Source organism: Nodosilinea sp. P-1105 (genome assembly GCF_012911975.1).
Lineage (GTDB): Bacteria > Cyanobacteriota > Cyanobacteriia > Phormidesmidales > Phormidesmidaceae > Nodosilinea.
Window position 1 is genome coordinate 1 of sequence record NZ_SMDQ01000061.1, and the last position, 20289, is coordinate 20289.

At 57.2% G+C, this 20289-nt stretch carries 10 protein-coding genes; 7 read left to right on the forward strand and 3 right to left on the reverse strand.

All coding sequences use genetic code 11. The annotated features are described in order from the left end of the window. Positions 1-108 precede the first annotated feature (108 nt). Positions 109-6237: a neuraminidase-like domain-containing protein gene (locus E1H13_RS20445; RefSeq protein ID WP_169616110.1), complete on the forward strand. Its 6129-nt coding sequence runs from the start codon at positions 109-111 to the stop codon at positions 6235-6237. 298 nt (positions 6238-6535) lie between these two features. Here the strand turns inward: E1H13_RS20445 and E1H13_RS26965 are convergent, their stop codons facing one another. Next, the gene (locus tag E1H13_RS26965) at positions 6536-6709 is read right to left on the reverse strand and encodes a hypothetical protein (RefSeq protein WP_206070769.1); all 174 of its coding nucleotides are present in this window, start codon (positions 6707-6709) and stop codon (positions 6536-6538) included. 308 nt (positions 6710-7017) lie between these two features. Between E1H13_RS26965 and E1H13_RS20450 the strand changes: the two genes are divergently transcribed. The 3 genes from E1H13_RS20450 to E1H13_RS20460 all read left to right on the forward strand — a co-directional run bounded on the left by E1H13_RS20450 (position 7018) and on the right by E1H13_RS20460 (position 13018). Continuing rightward, entirely contained in the window at positions 7018-9042 is a 2025-nt protein-coding gene (locus E1H13_RS20450; protein WP_169616174.1) for an AMP-binding protein, read from the forward strand. Positions 9043-9109: 67 nt separating this feature from the next. After that, complete coding sequence (locus E1H13_RS20455; protein ID WP_169616112.1) at positions 9110-11479, forward strand: 3-hydroxyacyl-CoA dehydrogenase/enoyl-CoA hydratase family protein; 2370 nt, start codon at positions 9110-9112, stop codon at positions 11477-11479. Positions 11480-11836: 357 nt separating this feature from the next. Continuing rightward, positions 11837-13018 carry an acetyl-CoA C-acyltransferase gene (locus tag E1H13_RS20460; protein ID WP_169616114.1) on the forward strand — a complete coding sequence of 394 codons (1182 nt, stop codon included), beginning with the start codon at positions 11837-11839 and terminating at the stop codon, positions 13016-13018. A gap of 85 nt (positions 13019-13103) precedes the next feature. Here E1H13_RS20460 and E1H13_RS20465 read toward each other — a convergent pair whose 3' ends face one another. Further along, the gene (locus tag E1H13_RS20465) at positions 13104-13418 is read right to left on the reverse strand and encodes a four helix bundle protein (protein WP_347404198.1); all 315 of its coding nucleotides are present in this window, start codon (positions 13416-13418) and stop codon (positions 13104-13106) included. Positions 13419-13649: 231 nt separating this feature from the next. Between E1H13_RS20465 and E1H13_RS20470 the strand changes: the two genes are divergently transcribed. The 3 genes from E1H13_RS20470 (at position 13650) to E1H13_RS20480 (ending at position 18510) form a co-directional block, all read left to right on the forward strand. After that, a complete protein-coding gene (locus tag E1H13_RS20470) occupies positions 13650-16004 on the forward strand; it encodes an acyl-CoA dehydrogenase (protein WP_169616176.1) in 2355 nt (784 codons plus the stop codon). Positions 16005-16120: 116 nt separating this feature from the next. Continuing rightward, entirely contained in the window at positions 16121-17722 is a 1602-nt protein-coding gene (locus E1H13_RS20475; protein WP_278002535.1) for a sodium:proton antiporter, read from the forward strand. Between the two features lie 641 nt (positions 17723-18363). Beyond that, complete coding sequence (locus tag E1H13_RS20480; protein ID WP_169616134.1) at positions 18364-18510, forward strand: hypothetical protein; 147 nt, start codon at positions 18364-18366, stop codon at positions 18508-18510. Between the two features lie 113 nt (positions 18511-18623). Here the strand turns inward: E1H13_RS20480 and E1H13_RS20485 are convergent, their stop codons facing one another. Then, entirely contained in the window at positions 18624-20237 is a 1614-nt protein-coding gene (locus E1H13_RS20485) for a B12-binding domain-containing radical SAM protein (protein WP_169616136.1), read from the reverse strand. Between the last annotated feature and the right edge of the window lie 52 nt (positions 20238-20289).

Sequence of the window (20289 nt, forward strand, 5' to 3'; positions counted from 1 at the left end):
CAGCAGGGGAATATCGTCAACCCGTTCTGTGATAACGGTTAGAGGAGTTTCCATAGCCCAAATCTAACCTAATTGGCCGACCTCACTCAAAAATGAGCGAACCGGGAGTTGGACGACTTCCCCTCGGCCTTTGGCGATACCCCCCCCAATCCCACGGTACTGGCTGAGATCCAGGCGGTGCTGGAAAACCAGCACAACCGACAGGGCACCATTACTGAAACCCTGGAGCGCTACCGGCAGGAACACCGCAACGCCATTCTGGCCGGGTTGTCAGATTTGTTAGGGGTAGACCCGGCCCCCTTGCAAGCGGTGATCGCCTACTTCCAATCCGTCAACGAACCCCTCAGCGACCCGGCCCGCCTGCTAGAGCGGTTGATCCAGTTGGCCGATCTGGATGAAGACCAGCCAATTCCAGCGGATCTGCTCGACTACCTGTTTCGCTTGCATAAAATTCTGCTGCTGGTCACCCGCTTCGAACTCACCACCGCCGAAATCAGAACGTTGCTGACCCATCCCGCCTGCTTTAGCGTCAGCGATGTGTTTCGGCCTAACCTGACTGACTTAACCCACCTGTTCACCTTCACCGAACTCAAGGCCTCCTTTGGGGGTGAGTCCGACCAACTGCTAGAGTTGCTGCGGCTAAAGCCAGACTCTTCGCTGGTAAACGAGGCGATTCTGCAGCTGAGCGGTTGGGATCTGCCCCAGCTACTGCGGCTACAGCGGCATTTTGGCCAGCGACCCTACAACCGCGTAGAAAACTTAATCTTGTTGCAGCGGGGGTTTGCCCTGGCCGAACGACTACGGGTAGACATCGGCTTCTTGATCCAGCTGGCGGCCACCGATGACCTGTCTTTGGGCTTCTACCGGCAGCAAGCCGATGCCCTGCTGCCGGTGCTGCGCGGCCTCTACGACGACGAGCAATGGCCCCGGGTCTATCGCCCCCTGCGGGACCCCCTGGCCACCCAAAAGCGCGATGCCCTGCTGGCCCTGGCCATGGACAACATCCCTGCCGACTTTGAGGGTCGCCGTAGCCCCGACCTGCTCTCGGAATATCTGCTGCTGGATGTGCAGGTGAGCAGTGCCGTGGAAACCTCCCATATTGTGCAGGGCACCGCCGCCTTGCAACAGTATGTGCAACGCTGCCTGATGAACCTGGAGAAGGGGGTTGACCCCGCCACCATCCCCACCGACCAGTGGGAGTGGATGCAGAACTACCGGGTGTGGGAAGCCAACCGCAAGGTGTTTCTCTACCCCGAAAGCTTCATCGAGCCGGAACTACGCCGCGACAAAACTCCCCTGTTTGAAGAGTTAGAACAGGAGCTGATGCAAAATGACATTAACGTCAACACGGCTCAGCAAGCCTTTAATAACTACCTAAATCAGCTAGCAACCCTAGCTGACCTAAAGATTGTCGGCGCTTACCGACATCGGGATGTAGAGCAATTATTTATTCCGCCCCGCAGCGTAGACTTGATTGATCACCCCAGTGAGAGTCGCTTGTCCGACGAGGTTAACAATGCATTCAGGGCGCAAGGGATTATGCTCTCCAACCAAGCGAGGTTGTTGGGCAGTAGCCCCCTCTGGCGAATTGTCGACGGCGATACTCAGGTCTATACCCTCCGACTCAGCCACACTGGGGAGGTGGTTGTCAGCCAAGCCGGTGACTCCACCTTGTATTTAGTCGGGCGCAGTACCAACGAACCCCACACCTATTACTACCGAGAGTGGATTAACGAAACCCAGTGGCGACCTTGGCAATCAATTGACCTGACGATTAACGCTGACTTTGTCACGCCGGTTTTTGTCTTTAATCGACTGTTTTTGTTCTGGGTCGAGTTTACCGAGGAGTCCCGTAGCGTTGGAGGAGAAGCGGCCACGACCATTTATCGCCCCACCATTCGTTACTCATTCCCCGACTTTAATGGCACCTGGACCCAGCCCCAGACCTATGCCGCTGTGAATCGAGAATTGAGTGTGGAGGAACGATCGCGATCGCAATGGCAGCGAGTTTATGCCCTACGCACTACCTTCGAAGTGGCCCAATTGAGCAGGGGACTCGCTACAGAACGGGAACGGCTGTTGATCATCTATGGCCAAAACACCTATGGCCAAAATACCGACGGAGCCGATGATTCAGCCGATGCTCCCCTGACGGTACGCACCCTGCGGAATGCCCGTGAACGAGAGCTTCTACAACTTCAGTTCCAGAGTCGTCAAGCAGAGGTCGATTTAGGGCTGGCTCCGACCGCCCTGGGAGAACAGGAGTGGTTGATTGGCCACATACCTATTGCCTCTAACTTAGAAATCCTCAATGACATCGCCCGTGACAACCCGGACGCCAATCGGGAGCGCTTGCGGCGAACTTTAAATGCTGTCTTGGATCGTCTACCTAGAGAACCCAGAAACAACTCCACCATTGCAGACACCAACTACCAGGTGATCCCCCAAGGCGATCAGCAATGGTTCATTCTGTTCGAAAATTTTCGCTGGTTGGCCCGTCAGGAAGAGGTACGGGTTAACAATAGGCTCAACAGCCAGATCAACATTTACGAGTTGTCTAATCGGTTTTTACAGAGCATTGTCAACCTATCGGCACCTCACCTGACTGTGGATCGATATATGGGCCACATGGGCGACAATTCCACTAATACAAGTACCCTGGATGCTCTGGCCGATGGCAGTGCCGATCGCGAGCTCAGGGCGAGTTTCCGAGATATTCTAAATGAGCTCTTTGATCGTCCGGAGGTCCAGCCCCTAACCATCGTCAACAGTAATAGCTTTAGCATAGAGCGTCTAGAGTCTCAGGAGGGGCAATGGCGACTCACCCTAGGGGAACAAAATATCCTGATTGGGCGAGAATCGATTGGTAATCAAGCACGCCTGAATGTTTACCGGCTCAATAACCGACCGACCGCAGCCAACTGGCGGTATGTGGGCTTTATGACATCCCAAGCCCCGCTAGATGCTGCCTTGACGGGTGATTCGGAGGCTCTAGCTGACCTCCATGCCGTTCTCGAAAGGCTATATGATCGAGACAGCAATGACAGGATCCGCAGGATTAGATCCCTCAGGCTGCCTCGCACCTATCATTTTCGTCATTCCCAGCTGGTACGATCCCGACCTCAGTGGTTGGCAACTTTTATCAACCAGCAAGTGTTGATCGAACGGGAAGGGCCAGAGCGGTTCAACGTTTATCTCCTTGATGCCTCCTTCTCCGGGATCGAGTTTGGTTTAGAAAACCAGGGGTTAAATCGTTGGCTATTCACCGACCCCAACCAAGGTAGTCAACTGCTGATTGCTCCTCAACCCCAACGGGATCGGATCAATATTTATCGATTTACCAGTGCCATTCTGCATCTCAGGGATGAAGCGGAACCTAATCAGTATCTCTCAGCCCTAGCGCCAGTCGGGTTAACGGCTCCAGAGGATAATGATACTTCGCCCGTTTTGTGGAGAGATATTCCACTGTCGGCTACCCTGCTGGATGTTAATAACCAAAACGGCTGGTACGTTCTTGACACAGGGGAAGACCAGTTCCTAATTCGAGCGAATCTGCCTGCCCTCGCTACCGATGCTGAGCGGCTAGTTTTTCCGCCCGGAGGATCTTCTAACCTATTCACGTTTCACAATGATCCTCTGCTGCAACGTAGCTCTCCCTTCACCTTCGAACGTATTGACACATCTGCGGCCCGAGAGTTGAGTGTGATTCTATTTCGTGATGGGATTGATGGGCTGCTCAGCTTACAGTCCCAGCAGCTGAGTGAAGGGGACTTCTCAAGCTATTTACCCACTAGCAATCGCCAGCAGTTGGAATTACCCACCACCACGACAATTGATTTTGATGGGGCCTATGGTCTTTACTATCGGGAAATTTTCTTCCATATTCCCTTCTTCATTGCCAACCAGCTCAACGCCAACCAAAACTTTGCCGATGCCCAGCGCTGGTACCATTACATCTTCAATCCCACCTCGTCGGAAGCGGGGGGAGACGGGCAATCAAACGGCGATCGCTACTGGCAATACCGGCCCTTCCGCGACCCCAACCTGATGAGTTTGCGAGCCATCCTGAGTAATCAGCAGGCCCTGGCCGAGTACCGAGAAAACCCCTTTGACCCCCACGCGATCGCCCGCCTACGGATAGTGGCCTATGAAAAAGCGATCGTGATGAAATACATCGACAATCTGCTGGACTGGGCCGATCATCTATTTGCACAGGACAACCGAGAATCGATTAACCAGGCCTTTCTACTCTATGTGCTGGCCTTTAACCTGCTTGGCCCCCGGCCCGAAGCCAGAGCCGCCCGCCAGTTTGAAGAAATCGGTGATTACCAGGGCATTCAGGACGCCTTCGAGCAAACCCCCGAGTTCCTCACCGATCTCGATCTGAATGGCAATGTGGCCGCCCGCACCAGCACCATCACCCTGAACCAAAACGGCAACATTATCACCACCTTCTGCATCCCCGAAAATGCTGACTTCATCGGCTTCTGGGACCGGGTGGAAGATCGCCTGTTCAAGATCCGCCATAGCCTCGATATTGAAGGGGTCTTCCGACAGTTGGCCCTGTTCCAACCGCCCCTGGATGTGCGGGCTCTGGTGCAAGCTTTTGCCGCTGGGGGGCGCGACATTGGCAGCCTGCTGGCCGACGTCAACCTGCCAGTGCCCCACTACCGCTACGGCTTTATGCTGAACCAGGCGAAGGAGATGATCGGCACTGTCAGGGACTTTGGCGGCGCTTTACTGGATGCACTAGAAAAGCGCGACGCTGAACAACTAACGATGTTGCAAACTACCCACGAGCAAAACCTGTTGGAGCTGACGACCCGTAGCCTTGAACTGGAAAGGGACGAAGCTCGGGGCGCTTTAGCAGCCCTAATGATTAGCCGCAGAAAACTGAATAACCGCCTAGAGCACTTCACAACCTTAATTGACGCCCCCCTCTCTGGCGAAGAGGTGTCTGAATTATTGCTCATGCACCAAGCTCAGGGAATTAAGGCAGTGTGGGCTGCCGCCAAGAAAATAGAAGCTATTTTTGCTAGTGTACCCGATTTTTCAAAGGGATTTGCGAGCTTGGGACCGGTTGGTGTGGCCACTACTGGCGGTAGTTCCTTCTCTAACAAAGCGAATGCAATTGGAGAAATATCCAACATTGCTGCTGACATTGCCGAATCCATCGCCAGCACCATAGGCAAGGTAGGAGAGTACAGACGACGTCTTGAGGATTGGCAGTTAGAGCGATTTACCACCGAACGGGATTTAGAAGAAGTCAACCAACATATTCAGATGGCTGAACTTACGATTCAGCGAACAGAACAGGCCCTCACCATTCATCGGCGCACCATTGAGCAAAATCGCGAGATTGCCACCTTCCACCGCCGTAAGTTTGGCAACGAGGCCCTTTACAACTGGATGGTTAGCCGCCTGGCGAGCCTCTACTTCCAGGCCTACAAGCTGGCCTATGACTTCGCTAAATCCGCCGAACGGGCCTTGCAATACGAGCTGCCCACCAACCAGCAGTTCATCCACTTTGGCCACTGGGATAGCCTGCGGCGGGGACTGCTGGCCGGGGAAGCTCTGCTGCTGGATGTGAACCGGATGGAGAAATTCCACCTGGACAACGACAGCCGCTTTTTGGAAATTGAGAAAACCATCCCCCTCAGCCAGGTGGATAACGAGGCCCTGGCCCAGCTGCTGGCCACCGGGGAATGTGAGTTCCGTCTAGGCGAGGCCCTGTTTAACCACGACTATCCGGGGCACTATTTCCGGGTAATTCGCACCATAGGGCTGACGCTCAAATTCCGGGATGGGGCCAATCTGGGCCAGGATCCGTACCTCACCGTCAATGCCAGCCTCACCCAGGTGGGCAACAAAACCCTGCTAGAGCCGGACATTGATGCTGTGCGCTATCTGATGGGCCTGGATGGTGCAGCCCAACCCAGCAGCAGCACCCTGCGGGTCAACTGGCGCGCAAACCAACAGGTTGCCATTTCTAAACCCCAACTCGACAACGGCTTGTTTGGGGGCTTTAACCTCAACTTTGCCCTGGAAGATCGCTACCTACCCTTTGAGGGCACCGGGGCGATCTCCCACTGGCAGCTTGAGGTTCCCCATGACACTAACCCAGGGTTAGTAGAACAAGTCGAAGATGTAATTATTCATCTGCGCTATACCGCCAACAGCGATCGCGGCCAGTTCAAAGCCCAGGTCCAGGCGGCCATGACCGAACTCGATCAGTGACCCGATTGCGGTGCAAGGCCTACGGTTCACGGTAAACGGCTTCCCTTAAACCGCTCACCGTGAACCGTGAACCCTATACCAAGTCCAGCATAAGCAGTTCCTTAACAAAAATTTTTTGCGATAGGTTGCAATTATGGGGAAGGCAAAAAAAGGAAAGTTATAATACATACAATGAAAGCTTGTATCAGGCAAATTCGCTTAGTGAAATGTACTAAGCAAATTTACCTCTGGCCTTGCCTGGTATGTGCCTGGTATCTAATCATAATTAGCTGGTTCAAGAGAATCAGAAATAAGACGTTTAGCTCCAAGAAGCCGCTGCGCCACGTCGAGGCATTTTTACTTCAATTTTCCTTTGGCGTCGCCGACCGGGGCGCATATCTTCTGCAATCAACCTGAATAGCAACCAGCATTGATCGGCATTAACCCACATGTTGATCGGTCTGCTTTGCCATTCGCTATCTGAATTAGCCATAGGTATAGGGTGATGCTAACCCTACTTATAGCTAGTGTTTTGTCAAGCCAGAAGTGACGGGTCAGTAGGGTTCACGGTATACGGTGCAAGGCCTACGGATCGCCTTAAACCTTATACCGTAAACCGTGAACCCTAAGTCTCATTTTTCGTGATTATTTTTTTGACTGACGACTAGTACTTAGAGACCGAAATAATCTACCTATTTCCTTCAGCTCAAACCTTCGTCTAGAGCAGAATTTCATTTCTGCCTTCTGCCTTCTGCCTTCTGCCCTCCTGTTCTAGCTATGTCGTGTATCCAACCAACTAACATGGCCATCACTGGTTCAACTCAGGCTAACGGGTCTGACATAGGAGAGTCTGTCTTAAATCGGACTCTGCCCGCTTTAATCGATGGCGTTGATCTGACTGCCCCCGCCACAGATAACGATCGCGCCCTCAACCAGTGGCGGCAGGGTAAATGGCAAAGTATATCAACGGCAGAACTGCGTCAGGCGGTGCAGGAACTGGCCCTGGGTCTAGAGAAGTTTGGCCTTAACCAGGGCGATCGCGTTGCCTTGATGATGCACAATGACATCAATTTTGCGATCGCCGATCTGGGCACCCTGCTGGCTGGATTGGTGAATGTACCGATTGACTTAACTCAAACCATCGAAAACATCCTGTTCATTTTGCAGCAGGTGGATACCCCCTTGCTGGTGGTTTCCAACCAGGACCTGCTAGACCAAATGTTGCCCTACCTGTGGGAAGTGCCTAGCCTGAAAGCCGTGATTGTGGCAGACATGCAGGCGGGAGAGCCGATCGACCTGAGCCTCCAGGGCCAGGAGACGGCGACCTTGAGCGGGGAACCACCCCCTACCCCAGCCCCCGACGCCTGCTTGCAGCTTCCCCACCTGCTCTGTGATGCCCACCCACAACACCCCTGTCCCCCTGTCCTTCTGCCCCAGCCCTTGCGGGTGTGTGCCCTGGCTGAGGTGCGCCGTTGGGGACAACAGCAGTGGACATCCCAGGCTATCCAGGTTTTGCACCAAGCCCTCTCTCCCCAGGATCTGGCCACGATCATTTATATCGCCAGCGACACTAAACGCCCCAAAGGGGTGATGCTGACCCACCAAAATATGTCCGCCAACGCCCTGGCGGCTTTTTCGTCCTACCCCAATTTACAAACCGGTCCCGGCGAAACGCTGCTGTTGTTCCTGCCGCTGACCCACATTTTTGCCCGGGTATTTTTGTATGGCCATCTGGCCTGGGGCCATAGCATTTACTTCTCTGACCCCAACCATCTGGTGAAGCACCTGCGGCGGATTCAGCCCACCTTTTTAGTCACCGTTCCCCGCCTCTTAGAAAAGGTGCATGAGCGGATTGTGGATCAGTGCCATCACCTCAGTCGGTTTGACCGACAGGTGCTGCGGTGGGCGATCAGACTGACCCGCCAGTTTGACCCAAACCAGCCCCCCCAGGGGCTTTATCGTTGGCAAATGCAACTGGCGGACCGGCTGGTGTTTGCCAAATGGCGGCAGGTGTTTGGCGGCCAGCTAAAAGCCTGCATCAGCGGTGGGGCCGCTCTGTCGAGCCACCTGGTGCAATTCTTTTCGGCGGCGGGCATTCCGGTGTATCAGGGCTACGGGTTGACCGAAACGAGTGGGGTGCTCTGCTACAACCGCCCTGGCCACAATCGGCCTGGCACCGTTGGCTTGCCGATTCCTGGGGTAGAGCTGCGCTTGGCCCCTGACCAGGAGATTTTAGTGCGGGCTCCCTTTGTGATGCAGGGCTACTATCGTGATGCTGCGGCTACCGAAAAAGCCCTCACCCCTGACCGTTGGCTCCATACCGGCGACCTGGGAGCGATTGACGCCGACGGCTTTTTGACGATTACCGGGGTGAAAAAGTCTCTGTTCAAACTCTGTACCGGTAAATATGTCTCGCCCCGGCCCCTGGAAGCCGATCTGGTGGCTTCGCCCCTGGTGGCCCAAGCCATCACTGTCGGGGCCAACCGCAAGTTCTGCGCCATGGTGATTGTGCCCCAGTTTGAGGCCCTGCAGCCCCTGGCCCAGGACTGGGGGCTCGACACCACAGAACAAAACTGGTGGCATCATCCCCGCATTATGGCCCGATACCAGGGTCTGATTGACGGGGCCAACTGTCACCTGCCCTACTGGGCCACCGTGCGCAAGTTTGTCCTGATCGAGCGGAGCGAGAACCTGGCAGCGGCAGTTGAGGGGCTGTATGGGGGTGGGGGAGAGCGAGACGGTGGGGGAGAACGAGACGGTGGGGGAGAACGAGACGGTGGGGGAGAGAGTTGCCCGGTCTATGCGCGATCGCTCATGGGCGGGTGAGGGGGCGTTCAAAGTTCAAAGTTCAAAATTCAAATCACCCCATCTACACCACACGAAGGAGCCAGCTATGCATACACCAATCCAAACTGCCGCCGTCCTCGGAGCCGGGGTGATGGGTACCCAGATTGCCGCCCATTTAGCCAATGCTGGTCTGACGGTTCACCTGCTGGAACTGCCCGCTGCCGAGGGGGAGCCCAACGACCTGGTCGCTGGGGCCTTTAAGAAGGCCTGTAAGCAATCGCCGCCAATTTTCTATACCCAGCAGGCGGTGAAGCGGGTGATTTTGGGCAACTATGAGCAGCACTTTGACCGTTTGGCTCAGGTGGACTGGGTGATTGAAGCGGTGGTGGAAAACCTGGCCATCAAGCAAGATCTGCTGGCTCGGGTGGAGCGCACCGTAGGCTCAGACACCATTGTTTCCACCAACACCAGCGGGCTGTTGATTCACCAGGTGGCCCAGGGGCGATCGCGCGCTTTTCGCAAGCGGTTCCTGGGCACCCACTTCTTTAACCCGCCCCGCTATTTGAAATTGCTGGAACTGATTCCCACCGCCGACACGGACCCAGCGGTGGTCGAACGATTGACCGCCTTTGGCCGCGATCGCCTGGGCAAGGGCATTGTGGTAGCTAAAGACACCCCGAATTTTATTGCCAACCGCATTGGCGTCTTTGTGTCGATGTTGGGGATTCGGGCCTTTACCAGCGGCGACTACACCATTGAAGAAATTGACGCCCTGACCGGCACCCTGGTGGGGCGGCCCAAGTCGGCCACCTTCCGCACGGCGGATCTGGTGGGTCTAGATACCCTCCTCTATGTGGCCGAAAACCTCTATCCAGCCATTCCCCACGACGAACGGCGCGAGCTGTTTCAGGTGCCCGACCTGCTGCGTCAGCTGGTGGCCACCGGCACCCTAGGGGCCAAGGCAGGGCAAGGGTTCTACAAAAAGGTGGACGGTGAGATTCGCTCCCTCAACCCCGAAACCTTTGGCTACGAGTCTCCCCAACCCTTGGACCTGGGCGATCTCGATAAGTTGAAAAAAACAACGGATTTACCCGAACGACTGCGGCAGCTGTATCGCCAGCGGGGGCGGGCCGGTGACTTCTGCCGTCAACTGATGCTGGAAACCCTGGCCTATAGCGCCAACCGCATCCCAGAAATTGCCGATAGCCCCGTGGCCATTGACCAGGCCCTGCAGTGGGGGTTTGGCTGGGAGCTCGGCCCCTTTGCCATCTGGGATGCCCTGGGGTTTGACACCGTGGCGGCGGACATACTCCAGGCCGGGCTGAGTTTGCCCCCCTGGGTGGTCCAGATGCAAGAGTCCGGGGCCGGGGGGTTTTACCGTCAGCAGGCGGGTCAACCTCAGGTCTATGGGCCTGGTCAGGGCTATGGGCCCCTAGCGGTCCCGGCCCACCACCTGTGCTTAGGGGATCTGAAAGACCGGGCTCCCCTGTGGCACAACCGGGAGGCGGCCCTGCTGGATGCTGGCGACGGCGTGGCCCTGTTTGAATTTCGTTCCAAGGCCAATACCCTCAGCACTAAGGTGATTGAGGGCCTCGATGCTGCCCTGGACTGGCTTATGGCCCACGATGACTACCACGGCCTGGTGATCGGCAACGAAGGCCCCAACTTCTGTGTGGGCATTAACCTGGCGGAGGTGGGCAAAATCGCCCAGTGGGAAAACCTCAACCCTCTGAACCGCAACCATCGCACCATTGCCAAACTGCTACAGACCTTTCAAACCCTGGTGCAGCGGATAACCTACTTTCCTAAACCCGTGGTGGCCGCCGTCCATGGCCGGGTGCTGGGGGGCGGTTGCGAGCTGGCCATGGCCTGTCCCCAGGTGGTGGCCGACGCCGAAACCTACATCGGTCTGGTGGAACTGGGGGTGGGGTTGATTCCGGCGGGAGGCGGCCTGATGCGGCTGGCCCGCTGGGCGGAGCAACAGGCCCTAACAGATACGGCCAGCGATATCCTGCCCTGGCTGAAGCAGGTGTTTCGCACCGTGGGTATGGCCCAGGTGGCCAACAGTGCCTACGAAGCCATGGAGCTGGGCTTTTTGCCAGCCACTACCACGGTGGTGATCAACGGCGATCGCCGCCTCTATGCCGCTAAACACAACGTGCTGCGCCTGCACCACATGGGCTATGTTCCACCGCCGCGCCAACCGATCACGGTCCTGGGGCAACCGGCCCGGGCGGTGCTAGAGCACATGGCCTACGTCATGCATGGGGGCGGCTACATCAGTGACTACGATCGCGCCCTGGCCCAGCGTTTGGCCTATGTGCTGACCGGCGGCGATTTGACGGCTCCTACCTCGGTAGATGAGGCCTATGTGCTGGGTTTGGAGCGGGATAATTTCTTGCCGCTGATCGATGAACCCAAGACCAAGGAGCGGATTTTGCACATGCTGAAGACTAAAAAACCATTGAGGAATTAGCAGGGCGGACCCACCTCCTACGCCTCCCTACCTTCCCCATTACTCCCCAGGGCGGACACATGCCCCTACGTCCCCATCCCCCCATCCTCCCCGTCACCTCTACGTCCCCATTACTCCCCAGGGCGGACACATAGGTCCGCCCCTACGTCCCCATCTCCCCATCCTCCCCGTCACCTCTACGTCCCCATTACTCCCCAGGGCGGACACATAGGTCCGCCCCTACGTCCCCATCCCCCCATCCACCCTACCCTTCGGGAAGCCGCTCCGCGTCTACCACCCATCCACCCCATCCACCCCATCCACCCCATCCACCCATTCCCCCCATCCCCCCATCCACCCACCTCGGAGACTCCCACCATGAATACCGCCTACATCGTCAGTACCGTACGCACCGCCGTCGGTAAGGCCCCCGGGGGCAGTCTGCGCCATACCCGACCCGATGATTTGGGGGCGGCGGCTTTGCGAGGCGCCCTGGAGCGTATTCCCAACCTGGTGTCTGACCAGATTGAGGATGTGATCATGGGCTGCGCTATGCCTGAGGCTGAGCAAGGCTATAACCTAGGCCGCCTGGTGGCCCTGCGGGCGGGGCTACCCGATGCCGTGGCGGGCTGTACGGTGAATCGACTCTGTTCCTCGGGGTTGCAAACCATTGCCATGGCGACCCAGGCGATCGCCTGGGGGCAAGCCGAGGTAATTGTGGCTGGGGGAACTGAGTCCATGAGTTTGATTCCCATGGGGGGGCACCAGTTTTCCCCCAATCCGGAGCTGCTGACGGATATGCCAGCGGCCTATATCACCATGGGGTTGACCGCTGAAAATGTGGCGGCCCAGTACCACATTTCCCGGGCTGATCAGGATGCCTTTGCCCTGCGATCGCACCAGAAGGCCCTGGCCGCCCAGGTGGCGGGTAAGTTCAAGGCTGAAATTGTGCCGGTCACAGTGGAAGAGACTGAGTACATCGAGGGGCAGCTCCACCGTCGCCAGTTCACCTTCGACACCGACGAAGGCCCCCGCTCTGACACCAGTCTAGAGGCCCTGGCCCAGCTCAAGCCGGTGTTCAAGGCCGATGGCACCGTTACCGCTGGTACCTCTTCCCAAATGTCTGACGGGGCGGCCGCCACCATCGTGATGGCCGCCAAAACCATCCAAGAACTGGGACTGCAACCCCTGGCTCAGCTGCGGGGCTTTGCCGTGGCTGGGGTACCCCCAGAAATGATGGGCATTGGTCCGGTTGCTGTCATTCCTAAGGTGCTGAAGCAGGTGGGCCTAACCCTGGATGACATCGGCTTGATCGAACTCAATGAGGCATTCGCGGCCCAGTCCCTGGCGGTGATCCGCGAGCTGGGGTTGAACGAAGACATCGTCAATGTCAATGGGGGCGCGATCGCCCTGGGGCATCCCCTGGGCTGCAGTGGCGCCAAGCTTACCGCCACCCTGCTGCACGAAATGCAGCGTCGCGGCACCCGCTACGGCATGGTCACCATGTGTGTGGGGGGTGGCATGGGGGCGGCGGGGGTGTTTGAGAATTTGTTGCGTTGACGTGAGGGAGGTGGGGGAGGTGGGGGAGATGGGGGAGATGGGGGAGATGGGGGAGATGGGGGAGATGGGGGAGATGGGGAGGTGGTTACAGGAGCCAGGTTTTGGGACTTTTGATCAGGTGCACAAGGCCACTTAGAACTTGGTTATACGTGGAATAGAGAACCTTGGCTTGGTCTCGTTCTAGGTAGGCGCACTTGACCGCAAATTTTATCCAGACCTGGGTTTCAGCAGCTTCGGCTTCACAATCGCTCAGTTTTGCAATAAAAGCAGCTTGATATCGTCGCTTTCGCCAAGCCTCCGCCATATTTGCACATACCGATCGCGACGACCGCCGCATCTGATCCGTCAACGAGTACCGCTCCTCTTTCGGAAAATTTTTAGTCATCTGAAAAATGTCCATCGCCGCTTCAAACGCCAGTTGATAAATCACCAAATCCTCGTGACTCCTAATCAATCGCCGTCCCCTCTCCAGCTCATCCACCTCCCTCTCCCCCATCCCTGTGCTCCTCTGCACGCCTTCCGCCCCCCATAGTTCCCATCTCCCCCACCCCCATCACCCTCCCCATCACCCTCACCCTCACCCTCACCCTCCCCATCACCCTCACCCTCCCCATCACCCCAGAGGCCCACCATGCTACCCCTCCCCACCCTCCCCACCCTCCCCACCCTCCCCATCTCCCTCACCCTCCTCCTCACCGCCCTCCTCCTCCTCCCCCCCCTTCGTCGCCCCCTCATCTCTAAACCCCTGGGCAAACTGGCTCGCAACCGCTTGCCCAAAATCTCCGACACCGAGCGGGCCGCCATCGAAGCGGGTCAAGTCTGGGTGGAGGGAGAATTTTTCACCGGGCGGCCAAATTGGCAACGGCTGCTGCAGGAGCCCTATCCCCAGTTGCCTGAGGAGGTCCAGGCGTTTTTGGATGGGCCGGTGGAGCGGGTCTGCCAGATGGCGACGGATTGGGAAATCTACCAGCGCAAGGACCTACCGCCTGGGGTATGGAAGTACCTGAAGCAGGAAAAGTTCTTTGGCATGATGATTCCCCAGGAGTTTGGGGGGCTGGGGTTTTCTAACCTGGCCTATAGTGCGGTGATGGTGAAGCTGGCGTCGCGCTCTTTTACCCATGTGGCCACGGTGGGGGTAGCCAATTCCCTGGGGCCGGCCAAACTACTGCTGCGCTATGGTACCCCCGAACAAAAGGCGCGCTACCTGCCGCGCTTGGCCATTGGCGAAGAAATTCCCTGCTTTGCCCTGACTGAACCCCAGGCGGGGTCCGATGCCGCCAGCCTGACGGCCCGGGGAGAGGTGTTTCAAGGCGACGATGGCCAGTTGTACCTGCGGTTGAACTGGCAAAAACGCTATATCACCCTGGGGGCGATCGCCACTTTGATCGGGTTGGCCTTTCGCCTCTATGACCCCGAGCGCCTGCTGGGCCGGGGCGAGGATGTGGGCATCACCTGTGCCCTGGTGCCCCGGGATACCCCTGGGGTGATCATCGACCAGCGCCATGACCCCATGGGGGTGCCCTTCTTTAACTCGCCAGTGGTGGGGCAAGATGTGGTGCTGCCCATCGATCAGATCATCGGCGGCGTGGCCCAGGCGGGCCAGGGGTGGACCATGCTGATGCAGACCCTGGCGGCGGGGCGGGGGATTAGCTTCCCGGCCACCTGTACGGGGGTGGCCCAACTGACGGCCCGGGTGGCCAGTGCCCACAGCGTAGTACGCCAGCAGTTTGGCCTTTCCATTGGTCGGTTTGAGGGGGTGGCCGAACCCCTGGCCCGGATTGCGGCTTTGACCTATGTGATTGACGCGGCCCGGCTGTACACCTGTGGGGCGGTGGATGCTGGGTTGCAGCCAGCGGTGGTCAGTGCGATCGCCAAGTACCAAACCACCGAGCTGGCGCGCCAGGTGGTCAACGACGGCATGGATATTTTGGGCGGCGCTGGCATTTGCCGCGGGCCGCGCAACCTGCTGGCCCATGTCTATACCGCGATTCCCATTGCCATTACCGTGGAAGGGGCCAACATTCTCACCCGCACCCTGATGATCTTCGGCCAGGGGGTGATTCGCTGCCACCCCTACCTCTATGGCGAAATTCAGGCCCTGCAGGGGGCCGATTGGGTCACCTTTGACCGGCTGTTGTGGGGCCATATTGGCGCAGTCATCCGGAATACGGCCCGATCGCTACTGCTGGGGCTAACCCGAGGCCGTCTGGCCCAGGCCCCGGTCAGTGGCCCCACGGCCCCCTACTACCGCCGACTGAGCTGGGCGTCAGCCACCTTTGCCCTCCTCACCGACCTGGCCCTGGTGCGCTATGGCGGCACTTTGAAACGCCATGAATCGATTACCGGACGCTATGGCGATGCCCTCGCCTGGCTGTACCTGACCAGCGCCGTGCTACGCCGGTTTGAAGCGGAAGGTCGCCCCCCGGCAGACCTGGCCACCGTCCACTGGGCCGCCCAGTACGGTCTGACCCAAATTCAAACGGCCCTGGAGGGAATTGTTCAGAACCTATCCATGCCAGAGCTGGGCTGGGTCCTCCGTCCCCTGGGACTATGGGGGCTACGGAGCAACCCCGTGGGTAGTCCCCCCAGGGATACCCTCACCCACCAGGTGGCCCAGCAGGTGCAAACTTCCCAGGACTGCCGCGATCGCCTCACCGCTGGCATCTATCGACCCGCCGCCCCCAGCGAAGCCCTGGGTCGATTGGAACAGGCCTATACCCTGAACCAGCAGGTCTTGCCCCTGCGGCAGCGTCTGAAGGCGGCGGTGCGGGCCGGTGACCTATTGGCGGACGGTACCACACCATTGGCCGAGCTGGCCCACCAGGCGGGGTTAATCACCCTAGCAGAACGAGAGGCGATCGCCGCCGCCGATCAAGCCCAACTCGATGCGATTCAGGTGGATGCCTTTACCTTTGAGGCTTACCAGACAACCGGTACAGTGGATCAGGCCATGGCCCTGCAACCGTTGTTATCGGATCGGGGATAGCACCACTACCATAACCACGGGGGAACAAGTCTAAAGTAGGGGCACAGCAATGCTGTGCCCCTTAACCTTGTGGTGGCCTAAATCGTTTTGCCTGCGAACCTTTCATGTTGTCGATGATGCTCCTATTTCAACTGCCTTCTGAAGCAGCCAATGCCCTGCCCACTAGCGGAGTTACGGGTTTAGTCAATACCCTGATTATTCTGCTGTTGGTGGCAACGGGGGTGGCATTAGTCACCCGTTGGCTGAGAATTCCCTACGTGGTGGGGTTGGTTTTGGCCGGATTGGTGATGACCGATCAAAATTTGCCCACCGCCATTGGCCCCAACCCCGATATCATCCTCAACTTATTTTTGCCCATTCTTATTTTTGAGGCGGCCATTAATACTGACATCAGTCGGCTGCGCAGCACCATCAAGCCCATTGCCCTGCTGGCCGGACCAGGGGTGGTATTATCAGCCGCGATTACCGCATCGCTGCTGCATTTGGGCCTGGGCCTCGAGTGGATTACCGCCGCCGCCGTGGGGGTAATTTTAACCATTACCGATACCGTATCGGTGATTGCCGCCTTTAGAAGTGTGTCGGTGCCTGGGCGGCTGGCCACCATTGTGGAAGGGGAAAGTTTATTTAACGATGGAGTCGCCCTGGTGCTACTCAGCTTAATTTCTACGACCCACATGCAAGGATCCTTTAGCCTGGTGAATGGGGTACAGCAGTTGTTTATTGCCTTTGTGGGGGGTGGATTACTGGGCCTGGGCTTGGGCTATCTCTGTGTAGGGCTGTTTCGGCAGCTAGACGATGCCCTCAGTAACATTTTGCTAACGGTAGCGGTGTCGTTAGGTACCTTTCAGATTGGTCAAGTCTTGGGGGTTTCTAGCGCGATCGCCGTAGTGGTTGCAGGTTTGGTGATTGGTAACCTGGGCTTTCGCCAAACCTCAGCCTCGATCAAAGTCACCCTATTAAGCTTTTGGGAATACGCTGGATTTGGGGTGAATACCTTTATCTTTCTGCTAGTGGGTTTGGCCGTTGAGCCCAGGGGTTTAGTGAATACCCTGCCAGCAGCCCTACTGGCCATTGTCGCCTACCAAATTGGCCGAGTTGCTGTGATTTACCCGCTGCTGTACTTGCTGCGGTTTTTCGATCGCCCCATTCCCTTTCGCTGGCAGCATGTGCTGATTTTTGGCAATGTTAAAGGGTCCCTATCCATGGCCCTGGCCCTGACGTTGCCGTTCACCCTGTCCGATCGCGAGCAGGTAATCACCCTGGTGTTTAGCACCGTGTTGGTCTCTCTGGTGGGCCAGGGGCTGAGCCTGTCTTGGCTGGTGAAGCAGCTACAGTTGTCTAAGCCATCTCCCTTTCGTCAGCAGATAGAAGAGTTGCAGCTAAACATTATTGCCGCCAAAGCAGCCCAGTCAGAACTCCTAAATCTGCTCGAAGTGGGTAGCCTGCCCAAGTTTCTATACGAGGAATTTTTTGCCCGCTACCAGGCTCGCATAGCTCAAGGGGAAGAGGGGCTACGTAGTCTTTATAACCAGCGACCTTCTTATAAATCTACCGGTCTGGTGGACACGGATTACTTAGATGGTCTGTGGCGACGGCTGTATTTGGCTGAAAAGGGGGCGATTAACCAAGCCATTTTCAAGGGACTACTGCCCGATGATGTGGCCCGTCCCTATCTTCAGGATCTAAATGAAAAGTTGCTGTCGCTCAAAGATACGTAGTTCTAGTTGGCATCCATAGGGCTTAGGGTTTCAGGGGGATGGGTGGATGGGTGGTAGACGCGGAGCGGCTTCCCGAAGGGTAGGGTGGATGGGTGGATGGGGAGATGGGTGGATGGGTGGATGGGTGGATGGGGGGATGGGTTTCAGGTGTGTGAATCCCCTCCTGGGAGGGGTAGGGGTGGGTTTTGGGTGTCGGGTTTCAGGTGTCGGCATCTCCTCCTGGGAGGGCTACTACACCAAGATCCCAGGGTTCTTAGGCTGATTAGCCTTGAATTTCGCGGCATTCTAGGCAGAACCCTGGGATCTGTACCGGCATTCTCATTGCGTTGACCCAATGGGTAACCCGTAGGGGCGAACCCAAGTGTTCGCCCGATCAAATCGGGGGTAGTCCAGCAGGATTTGGTATAAGATCTGTTACCGGGCAGGGGCGCCGATCGCCAGGATCTGGCAATATGAGATAAGCATTTAGGATCCGACTTTCCCTATGGTTCTGGTGGGCCAGGCCAGCGATCGTCGTTTACACCCCTTGACCAGTGTTATAACCCAAATCCAAGTTCAGGCCTGGCGTTCTGCCGGTGGGAAAACACCAGGTCCCGAGTTGGACTCGGTAACCATTCCCCTAAGCTGCGAGGAAATCCCCCATGGAAACCATTTGTTGGGAACACTTCAAGCACCGCTACGGCCCCCAGGGGCAGCTCAAAGCCTGGGCCGACTACCAGCGAGCTTATCGCCAATGGCGACAGACCCAACTAGCCCAACCCTCCACCTTGACGCCAGAACGACGCTAGTGGTCTAAGGGGTCTATCCAGTTAAAGATATCGGGCTGACAGGATTCACGACCTACGATTGGCCGTGAACCGCAGGCCGTAAACCGTGAACCCATAACCAAATTGACTAAGCACTAGCTCACAGGCATTGCCAGCGGGGTGGCGGCGTCAGCCTTGCTATCCTTCTGCTGCTTCGCCTCCAGATAGGCGGCCAGTTGGGTTTCAATGTTCTGCCGCACAATTTGGCGGAAGTCCAGGAAATGTTCGGCCTGGGCACACACCGACACATAGTTAGCGGACACCCCTGGGTAGCGCCACAGCATAATTGCCAGGTTGATCCAAAACCGCAGGCGGGTCTTGCGTACTACCCCCTGCCGCCAGAGGACAATTAAAAAGGCCCGGATGGTCACCCAGTTGATATCCGGGGCCCCGGCGGAGGTGGTGCGATTTTTGTAGTTGCGCTTCTGGGCCTCTCCCAAGATTAAAAAGTGACGGAAGGTGCGGTTGAGTACGGTCAGGGGGTCGTACAGATTCCAAAAGGTTTGGATGAATTCTTCGGTAATCTCTTCGATGGGGCGGGTGGGCACAAAGTTCATCAGGGTGGCCTGGTTGATGTCGGCACTCTTACCCAGCAGGCGACCTTCTTTTTCTAGGCGGTGCCAGAGAGCCGTGTCGGGCAGCGCCTGCAGCATGCTGACCATGGCGGTGGGAATAGCGGTTTGTTCCACAAATTGGTAGATTCGCTGTCCAGCCCCGGCTTTTTCGCCGTCAAAGCCGACAATAAACCCGGCCATTACCCGCAGCCCGGCCTGGGCAATGGAGACGACCGACTCGGAGAGGGGGTCGCGCATGTTTTGAAACTTCTTGGTCAGGGTGAGACTGTCGTCGTCGGGGGTTTCGATGCCCAAGAACACGGTGCCAAAGTTACAGTCCACCATCAGCTGCATCAGTTCTGGATCCTGGGCCAGGTCTACGGATGCCTCTGTGGCAAAGGAGAAAGGATAGCCGTGCTCCTCCATCCAGGGTTTCATCGCTTGCAGCAATAGCTTGACGTTGCGCTTGTTGCCAATGAAGTTGTCATCCACCATGAAGATGCTGCGACGCCAGCCTAAATCGTAGAGGCACTGGAGTTCGGCCAGCAGTTGCTCGGGGGCTTTGGTGCGGGGCTTGCGGCCATAGAGCACAATGATGTCGCAAAATTCGCACTGGAAGGGGCAGCCCCGGGAAAACTGAATGGACATCTCTGCGTAGGCGTCCATCTCTAGCAAGTCGTAGCGGGGGATGGGGGTGCTGGTGACATCGGGTTTTTCGCCCCCGGAGCGAAAGGTGCCGCTGCGATCGCCCCGTTCCACCGCCTCCACAAACATGGGTAGGGTAATTTCCCCTTCGTCCAAAATCAAAAAGTCGGCTCCGGCGGCCTCGGCCTCGTGGGGCAGGGAGGTGGGATAGGGGCCGCCCACTGCCACTAGCTTGCCGTAGCCCTTCGCGGTTTGAATCGCATCTAAAAAATCAGCCCGGTGGACAATCATCGCCGACACAATCACAATGTCGGCCCACTGCCACTCATCCGGCTGAACCTCCCGCACGTTACGGTCTACCAGCTTGAAATTCCAGGTTTGGGGCAAAATGGCCGCGACGGTGACCAGTCCTAAAGGGGGGAGTTGCGCCTTTAGGTTAACCAGTTCCAGAGTCTTATCAAAGGACCAAAAGCTTTTCGGAAAGCGTGGGTAGACCAGGAGAATATTCATACCAGCTATGTTAAGGGGTTTTCGTTATGCTACGGGATGATTCTTAAATCAG

Bases quoted from the DNA above. Each gene is read 5' to 3' on its own strand.
- E1H13_RS26965 (WP_206070769.1), bottom strand. From the start codon at position 6,709: ATGGCTAATTCAGATAGCGAATGGCAAAGCAGACCGATCAACATGTGG.
- E1H13_RS20450 (WP_169616174.1), top strand. From the start codon at position 7,018: ATGGCCATCACTGGTTCAACTCAGGCTAACGGGTCTGACATAGGAGAG.
- E1H13_RS20470 (WP_169616176.1), top strand. From the start codon at position 13,650: ATGCTACCCCTCCCCACCCTCCCCACCCTCCCCACCCTCCCCATCTCC.
- E1H13_RS20475 (WP_278002535.1), top strand. From the start codon at position 16,121: ATGCTCCTATTTCAACTGCCTTCTGAAGCAGCCAATGCCCTGCCCACT.
- E1H13_RS20485 (WP_169616136.1), bottom strand. From the start codon at position 20,237: ATGAATATTCTCCTGGTCTACCCACGCTTTCCGAAAAGCTTTTGGTCC.
- E1H13_RS20455 (WP_169616112.1), top strand. From the start codon at position 9,110: ATGCATACACCAATCCAAACTGCCGCCGTCCTCGGAGCCGGGGTGATG.
- E1H13_RS20465 (WP_347404198.1), bottom strand. From the start codon at position 13,418: ATGGACATTTTTCAGATGACTAAAAATTTTCCGAAAGAGGAGCGGTAC.
- E1H13_RS20460 (WP_169616114.1), top strand. From the start codon at position 11,837: ATGAATACCGCCTACATCGTCAGTACCGTACGCACCGCCGTCGGTAAG.
- E1H13_RS20480 (WP_169616134.1), top strand. From the start codon at position 18,364: ATGGAAACCATTTGTTGGGAACACTTCAAGCACCGCTACGGCCCCCAG.